The following is a 7,395-nucleotide window of genomic DNA, read 5'->3' as shown; positions in this document are numbered from 1 at the left end:
GGGGCCGGGCGGGAAGTACGTCGCCGACCCCGGCAGGTGGCGGCGGTCCGCCGCCCTGCTGACCGAGGTCCTCGACGCCGCGGGGGTGGCCTACGAGGCCGTGGAGGGGGAAGCGGCCTTCTACGGCCCGAAGATCGACGTGCAGATCGTCGACAGTGCCGGCCGTGAAGCCACCCTGTCCACCGTGCAGATCGACTTCCATCAGCCAGAACGGTTCGATCTGCACTACGCGGGCCCGGACGGCGCGATGCGCCGGCCGGTCATGGTCCACCGCAGCGTCATCGGCAGCGTGGAGCGGGCCGTGGCCCACCTCATCGAGTCGCACGGCGGTGCCTTTCCACCATGGCTTGCGCCCGTCCAGCTGGTGGTCCTTCCGATCTCCGACGCCGAGGTATCCCACGCCCTCGCGCTGGTCCGGCAGGCGGCCGACCGGGGACTGCGGGCCGAGGTCGCCGGTCCGGAGCGCGGCACCCTGGGCGCGCGGGTCCGGGCCGCTCGTCTGGTGCCCTACCAGGCGATCATCGGTGCCCGGGAGGCAGCCGATGAGCGGGTCTCCCTGCGGTTGCGGGACGGGCGCCGCCTGGAGGCCCGGCCCGCCGCGGAAGTCCTGGCCGGCATCGACCTCCTGGCAAGCGCGCACGGCACCGATCTATGGACCGATCCGCGGGAGGCCGGTGTCCGCCCGTAGCCGGCATCCGGTGGCCCGCCCGCTGCCCGCCGGTTGGCCTCGACGCGCGGGGGAGCGCCCGACCCGCGGGTGTTCTCAATAGACATGCGTCGACGTACCCAGGGCTGAAGCCGTCGAGGACCCGGCTGAGGTCGTGCAACACAACTACTGGCGCGATGCCGCCTGGCACCACGCTGTAAGACGGGACGATTTTGCCACCGAACAGCACCTCCGGCGCGTCTAACGTCCACGAGGCGCGTAACGCGCTCGGCAAGCGACTCCGCGAGCTTCGCACGTCAGCCGCCCTGAGCGGCCGGCAGCTCGCGGAGTCTTTGTCATGGCCGCCGTCGAAGGTGTCCAAGCTGGAGAACGGCCGGCAGACTCCCACAGACGACGACATCAGGGGCTGGACGGGAGCAACCGGCAGCCAGGCGGAAACCGAAGCCCTGCTCGCCACCCTGCACACCCTCGAAGTTCAACACGCTGAGTGGCAGCGCATCCTGCGGACTGGTCTGAAGCCGCGGCAACAAGAGCTGATCGAGTGGGACGAGCGGACCCGACTCTTCCGGGTGTTCGAGGCCACGGTGATCCCCGGTCTGCTCCAGACCGCCGAGTATGCGCGGGCACGGTTCGCCGAGGGTATCCGCCGGCTGAAGCTGCCGAACGACATCAACGAAGCCGTGGCCACCCGGGTCCGGCGACAAGAGATTTTGTATCGCCCCGATAAGCGGTTCCACTTCGTGCTGACCGAAGCCGCGCTCAGCTTTCGGCTGTGCCCCTCAGACGTCATGCTCGGGCAGCTTGACCGCTTGATCTCGTTCTCCCAACTACCCAACGTCCGGTTGGGGATCATCGGCTTTGAAACGCAGTACGACACGTCGCCATGGCATGGCTTCTGGATGTACGACACCGAACGGGTCCTGATCGAGACCTTCAGCGTGGCCCTCGATCTGCGGCAGCCGCAGGAGATCGAACTGTACGCGGGCGCCTTTGACGAGCTCGCTGCCGTCGCCAGCTACGGCCGCTCGGCGCGGGCGATCATCAACCAAGTCGTGGGCGATCTTGCGCCGGAAGCCCCTGAGGATGGCTCGTAGTTTCGCGGGCCAATCGAGGACCACACCAGTTCCAGAAATCTCAAGAAACTTTCTGATCAGAATCGTCCTGCTCCCCTTACGCTCTGACCCAGGCCAGTTACCGCCACACCCAACCGGCGACCGCGTCGTGACGGCCGAGTAACGCGGCCAGAGTGGAGACCTCGGCGTGCCATGCCTGGACCTGCGACTTGGTGGGGCCGATTTCGTACTGGTGGTAGTGGCAGGCGACGCAGAGGTGGGACCAGGTCCGGCGGGCCCGTCCGGCGGCGGCGGGGGTGCTGTAGTGGCGCAGGCAGTGGAGCTTGGCGGTCATGTTCGGGGTGGACAGGCCCGGCTCAGCGGCGGCGAGCGCCGCGTCGATGGCGATCTCCAGGGCGGTGCGTAGGACGAGCGCGGCGCCGCGGTGGCGGGCGGCGAGCGTCGCCTTGAGGCGGTCGGCGAGTAGCAGGTCGGCGGTCTGGAGCAGTTCGTTGATCGTGGCGCCGGTCGTGCCGGCAGGTGGCGTGCTCACTGGTTTCTCCCGGTCGGAGGCGAGACAGGGATCAGCTGTAACCGAGCGGATCAGGCGGTGACGAGGCTCGGCCCGCGGACCGTGCCGGCGATGCGCTCGACGAGGTCGACGAAGCGATGCGGGTCGTCAATCTGGGCGCCGTCGGGGTGGGCGCCCTTCTGGCACTTCTTGAGGATGTCGACCGCCCAGCGGCCGCACCGACGGTCGAGCTCGTCGTAGACGTCCTTGGACTTCTCGGCGTCTCCGAAGAAGGCGAGGGCGGCGACCTTCGTGAGCATCTCCGCGTCGGAGAGGGCGGCGTCGAAGACGGGTTCGGCCCCGCCGGCCTGGTGGTGGCGGATCCAGGCGGCCTCGGTGAAGGCGTTCTCCAGGGCGATCCGGCAGAGGCTGGGCAGGACGTGGGTCCGCGCCGCCGCCGGCAGCTTCTTGCTGGCCTGCGCGAAGCCGCGGGCCTCCTTGAGCGCCTGCCTGACCGGGTCGAGCGCGTTCTCGATCTCGATCTTCGATGCCTTCCCGCGCTCGACCCTGCGGATCGTGACGGGGAGGCCTTGGCTGCTGAACGCCCGCTGGAGGCGGGTGTCGTGGGTGAAGACGACGATCTGCCGCTGCCTGCTCAGCTCAGAGAGAACCTGGGCGAGTCCGTTGACTTTGGCGGGGTCCATGGACTGCACCGGGTCGTCGATAAGAAGGAAGCCGAACGGGCTGTCGGCGGTGCGGGCCCTCGGCAGGAACAATGCCAGCGCGAGCGAGTGCAGTTCGCCCTGGCTCATCACGGCGAGCGCCGAGGCGTCCGCGTCGTCGACGGAGACGTCGAGGATCAGCCGGCGCAGCGTCGAGGTCTCCTTGCCGTCCAGGTCGACCTTCTTGAGGCTGACGCTGCTCTCGTGCCGCAGCGCCTCCCAGATCTCCTGCGCCTGGGTCTCGAAGGTGGCCAGCCGTTCCCGGCGCAGGTCCTTGATGAGCGTGTCGAGCCACTGGCGGGCCTTCTTCAGGCCGCTCCTGCGTGCCTTGGCCGTGTCCACGGCGCGGGCCTGCTCGGTCCAGATCTGCAGGCTGGCGAAGAGGGGACGCCACCGATCGTCGCGCTCCGCTAGCAGGACCCTGGCTTGTGCGCGGGCATTGGCACACGCGTCGGCCAGCGTCTGTGCCTTGCCGAGGGCCTCGCCGGCCAGTGTGGCCAGGTCCGTGCGCGAGCGGCACGCCTCCCACGCCTGCCACACCGCGGCGAGCGCGGGCGGGACCGCGGGTGGCCAGACGATGAGCGCCTTCAGCCCGGTCTCGGCCAGCCGCAGCTGAGCGTTCGCGTCCGCGACCGCCCGGCCCTCGTCGCGCAGCGCGGTGACCTGCGCGGCCGCTCGCTCCGCCCAGGCGTCGTCGAGGACTTGCTCGGTGCCGCAGACCGGGCACGTCTCGATGCCGGAGTGCCGGTCGCGGTGCTGTAGTGCCCGGGCGAGCAGATCGGCGCGCAGCGAGGCGTCCTCGGCGTTCGTGCCTGTGATGGCCGTGGCGGCGGCGAGGGCGTCGCGCAGCCGCTTCACCGCCTTGTCGACCAGGTCGAGGTCGGGGCTTTGAAGGTCGGCGAGCTGGCGCAGCTCGGCGAGATCACTATCCTCGGCCGAGGGCAGGTTCGCCAACATCCGGTCGAGCGCCGCGAGATCGGGACCGGTCTTCTTCGTGCCCAAAGCGACCAGCGCGGCGCGGGCGCGGGCTTCCTCTGGCAGGTCGCGGAGCAGGTCATCGAGCGCGGCGGTGAGCGTGACCAGCCCGTTGTCGACGCCCTTGGCCGCTGTGTTGTGCTGGCTCTGCTCCTCCTTGAGCCGGCTGTCGACGGCGGTCAGGTAGCCGAGACCGAGGATCTTGTCGACGACGTCGTACTGCCGGACCGCCTTGTCGTCGATCAGTTGACCCAGATCGGCATAGGAGAGGAAGGGACGGTACTCGGCCGCGGCCCGCGCCCAGCCGGCCTGATCGGCGGGCACGGCCGGGTGGCCATGGCGCTGGAACACGCCCTCGGAGTTCGTGAAGTCGTCGCCCGGCCAGGTGCGGGTCAGTGTCGCCCGGCCGCCGCCGACCGCGAGCGCCATGTCGATCCGGGGCCGGCGGGTGAGGTCGTGCCGGTTGCGCCAGGCGCCACGACGGGAGTCGTCCTGCCGTTCCCAGCGGGTGTTCGTGCCGAGGAAGGCAGTCTCGGCGCCCTCGGCCAGGCTCGACTTCCCGGAACCGTTGCGCCCGACCACCAGCGTCACGCCCGGGTTAGCGGACAGCGACAGCCGGGCGGGAGCGCCGATGCCGCGGTAGCCGGTGACGGTGATCGATTCTAGGTAGATCCGACCCAGCGCGCTGGCTGCCGGTGTCTCCACCGCGCCAAACGCCTCCCGTAGCGCGGCCTTCGCCGACTCGGGCAGCGCCGCCGCGGCCAGCCGCGCCGCTGCCAGCTCGGCGATCGGCGTCGCCATGACTTCCTGCGTTGGCAGATCCGTCTCGGTCATCGTTCCCCCAAGATTCCCGGTGAGTGTTCGCGGTGTCAGGTCGTTCAGGTGCGGCAGGTGTGCGGTTCCATGGCTCTCCTGCCGGCGGTGGCCGGACAGCGTGCTGTGAACACGCGGCCGCGCCGGGCATGGCGAGGCCGCCTGAGAGATGGCAAGGGGCGCATCGGACACTGAAAGAAGAGGCGCCCCACGAGGAACGGCGGCGGCACCGCCGAAGGCGCAACCGGCCAAGGGCCGAGCGGCGCCGTCGCCCTCCGTGTCCGGAGGGCGACGGCGCCGGGACCTGGCCTGTGCGCATCGCGGCTGATCCGCGACAAGTCAGGAGCTTAGGGCCACGCCGGCTCGCTCGTCAAGCGTGAACAGTAATTTTGTGTACTCGAACTCAAGGCGTTTACAGTGCTTGCTTAGGGGGCGATCAAGCCTGTAGGGTCCGGCCTGTGGAGTTCGACGGGCAGGAAGAGCTGACGGCCGCCGCCATCGCGCGGCGGATCGGCGTCGGCCGCGCCGCCGTGTCGAACTGGCGCCGGCGCTACGACGACTTCCCCCGGCCCGTCGGAGGCAGCGACACCAACCCGACGTTTCTCTGGGCCGCTGTCGCGGACTGGCTAGAACGGTCCGGCCGCGCGGAGCAGCTCGCGAAGGCCGGTCGAACGGAGACCGGAACGCAGGCTCTCGACGGCCCGACCGGTGGCTGGACGACCCGTGACGAGTCCGTCGAGCAGGCTAAGCGGAACGTCGAGGCCGAGCAGCGGCTGGCCCGAGTCCTCGTCTCGCTACTGCCACCGACGACCGCCGCCAGCGCGGGTGGCGACGATCTCTTCGCCACCGCCGACGATCTGCCGGTCGTCTTCGACCCGGCCTGCGGCGACGGCGCCCTTCTGCTGGCGGCCGCGGACCGGTTCGAGAACCAGGTTCGCCTGTTCGGCCAGGACATCGACGAGCGGCTGACGCAGACCGCCACGCTCGGTCTGCGTGGCCATCCGCTCGCCGGCCCGTACGACGTCCGCCTCGGCGACTCGCTGCGCGGCAACCGGTTCACCGAGCTGCTCGGCAAGGCGGTGGCGGTGGTGTGCGAGCCGCCGTTCGACCGGCCGGGCTGGCCCGCGGACGAGCTGGCGACCGATCGCCGCTGGGAGTTCGGCCGTCCGGAGCCCCGCGACGGCGAGCTGGCCTGGGTGCAGCACTGCTACGCCCACCTGCGCCCGCATGGCACTGCCGTCGTCGCCGTCTCGCCGCGTGCCTGTGTCTCGCCGTCCGGGCAGGCGATCCGGAAGCTGATGATCGGCCAGGGCGCGCTGCGCGCGGTGATCGCGCTACCGGCCGAGATGAGCACCGTGGCCGGCGAGGCCTGTCTCTGGGTGCTGCGCCGCCCGCGCGGCGAGGAAGACGATGAGCCGGTCGTCCTGGTCGACTTCTCCTCCGCCGACATGGCGGCGGTACCGCAACAGTTCGGTGAGTGGCGGCAGCTGTTCGACCTGGCCGCGGCGGCGCCGGGCGGCGCGGGGCGGCGGCGGCCCGGCCCGGTACCGGCTCGCGCGGTGACCCGGGCGCGGCTGCTCCAGGACGGCGAGGCCAATGTCCTGCCCTCCCGGTACGTGACCACCGAGGCGGAGGCCAGCGCCGACGACATCGCGCGGCTCATCGGACAGCTTGAAGCGATCTACGCTCGGCTCGGCGCCGGGCTGCCGCGGTACGCGGCGGCCCGCGCACGGGACGACTTTGCCTACGTGACGCTCGCGGAGCTCGAACGCGTGGGCGCCCTGAAGATCAGGCCGCGGGGCACGACGCCGCGCACCGGCGACGTCCTCGTCTGGCCGCGGGCTCCGGGCGTCATCGCGGCGACCGGCGAGGAACGGACCGGTTCGATGACGACCCACGTCATCGAACTGGACCTGGCCCGGCTCGACCCCGACTTCGTGGCGACGTTCCTGCGGCCCGAGGCCGAGGCCGTGCCGATCCCCAGGACGATCGGCGTGCTCGGCCGCGAGGACCTGCGGCGCTGCCGGATCCCACGGCTCTCGATCGCCGAGCAGCGCCCTTACGGCGCCGAATTCCGGCGACTATCCGAACTGCGCGAGGCGCTGACGACGCTCGCCAGGCTTAGTACCACCGTGATCGACCAGACCCTGCACGGGCTGACGGCCGGGACTCTGACCCCCGACCGGCTTCCCCCGACGACGCCGACGCACGAGGAGAACCTGTGACTTCCCCGGGGCCCAGCCACTCGAAAATGGCCGCCGACATCTGGGCGGTGGCCGACCTGCTGCGTGGCGACTACCGGCGCCACGAGTACGGCGGCGTGATCCTCCCGTTCACGCTGATGCGGCGCCTCGACGCGGTCATGGCCGACACCCGGCAGGCGGTGCGTGACAGGGACGCATCGCTGACCATCACGAACAAGCAGCGGCTGCTGGAGATCGCGGCCGGCCGGCCGTTCTACAACGTCTCCCAGCAGAACTTCGCCACGATCGCCTCCGACGCGACGAACCAGTCGGTGGTCGCGAAGAACCTGCGAGACTACGTCAACGGCTTCTCGCCGAACGTCCGCGAGGTGCTGGAACGCTTCCGGTTCGACGAGACGATCGGCCGGCTGGCCAGCGCGAAGCTGCTCTACCTCGTGGTCGGGAAGTTCGC

7 protein-coding genes are annotated in these 7,395 nt (G+C 70.5%); 5 read left to right on the top strand and 2 right to left on the bottom strand.

Going from position 1 to position 7,395, the window contains the following annotated elements; genetic code table 11:
* The 3 genes from AC08OV_RS15155 to AC08OV_RS15145 all read left to right on the top strand — a co-directional run.
* Positions 1 to 688: aminoacyl--tRNA ligase-related protein (locus AC08OV_RS15155; RefSeq protein WP_476619819.1), on the top strand; the 688-nt coding region annotated here is incomplete at its 5' end.
* Positions 689 to 821: 133 nt separating this feature from the next.
* Positions 822 to 911, top strand: a complete 90-nt coding sequence (locus AC08OV_RS15150; protein WP_476613086.1) for a hypothetical protein — start codon at positions 822 to 824, stop codon at positions 909 to 911.
* Complete coding sequence (locus AC08OV_RS15145; protein ID WP_476613085.1) at positions 880 to 1,761, top strand: helix-turn-helix domain-containing protein; 882 nt, start codon at positions 880 to 882, stop codon at positions 1,759 to 1,761. Before AC08OV_RS15150 ends, AC08OV_RS15145 begins: the two co-directional genes overlap by 32 nt.
* Before the next feature lie 97 nt (positions 1,762 to 1,858).
* Here AC08OV_RS15145 and AC08OV_RS15140 read toward each other — a convergent pair whose 3' ends face one another.
* Entirely contained in the window at positions 1,859 to 2,272 is a 414-nt protein-coding gene (locus tag AC08OV_RS15140) for a hypothetical protein (protein ID WP_476613084.1), read from the bottom strand.
* A 50-nt stretch (positions 2,273 to 2,322) separates the two neighbouring features.
* Positions 2,323 to 4,761 (bottom strand): AAA family ATPase, encoded by a 2,439-nt coding sequence (locus tag AC08OV_RS15135; protein ID WP_476613083.1) that lies wholly within the window; start codon positions 4,759 to 4,761, stop codon positions 2,323 to 2,325.
* Between the two features lie 437 nt (positions 4,762 to 5,198).
* On the opposite strand from AC08OV_RS15135, the gene AC08OV_RS15130 reads away from it, so the two are divergent.
* Complete coding sequence (locus AC08OV_RS15130; protein ID WP_476613082.1) at positions 5,199 to 6,965, top strand: HsdM family class I SAM-dependent methyltransferase; 1,767 nt, start codon at positions 5,199 to 5,201, stop codon at positions 6,963 to 6,965.
* Positions 6,962 to 7,395, top strand: a 434-nt coding sequence (locus AC08OV_RS15125; protein WP_476619818.1) for a type I restriction-modification system subunit M N-terminal domain-containing protein, incomplete at its 3' end; no start/stop codon positions are given. The genes AC08OV_RS15130 and AC08OV_RS15125, both read left to right, overlap by 4 nt.

It is taken from the genome of Frankia sp. CeTa3Moorea, assembly GCF_978021225.1.
Note: the sequence above shows the minus strand (reverse complement) of the source record. Positions and strands in the feature narration are given on the sequence as shown.

Bases quoted from the DNA above. Each gene is read 5' to 3' on its own strand.
- AC08OV_RS15135 (WP_476613083.1), bottom strand. From the start codon at position 4,761: ATGACCGAGACGGATCTGCCAACGCAGGAAGTCATGGCGACGCCGATC.